A 311-nucleotide genomic window follows, 5' to 3' on the forward strand; every position below is an offset into this window, starting at 1 on the left:
CCTGACTTGCACAAGTCGGCGGGGATTTCTGGGTTCGGCTGATGTTTGCGCTGGTAGCGGGATCGCGGGTCGTCGATTTGGGGCACTAACAGGCCGGTAAGATCGCCGGTCGTGGCTGCCTATATCCGCAAGGTTCGGACCGCGTCGGGGGCGACAGCGGTCCAGATCGTGGCCAAGAAGGGCGGTCGGCGCACGATTCTCGAACATCTCGGCTCGGCCCACACCGACGGCGAGTTGACCGCGTTGATGCAGGTTGCCCGCGACAAACTCGACGAGGGTCAGGAGGAACTCGACCTGGGGCTGGATGCGCT

1 pseudogene is annotated in these 311 nt (G+C 64.0%); it reads left to right on the forward strand.

The annotated features are described in order from the left end of the window. Window positions 1-111: 111 nt before the first annotated feature. Window positions 112-311, forward strand: a pseudogene (locus P3H15_RS54835) (IS1634 family transposase); the annotation flags it as partial.

The organism is Rhodococcus sp. T2V (assembly GCF_029269925.1).
Taxonomy (GTDB): Bacteria; Actinomycetota; Actinomycetes; order Mycobacteriales; family Mycobacteriaceae; genus Rhodococcus_F; species Rhodococcus_F koreensis.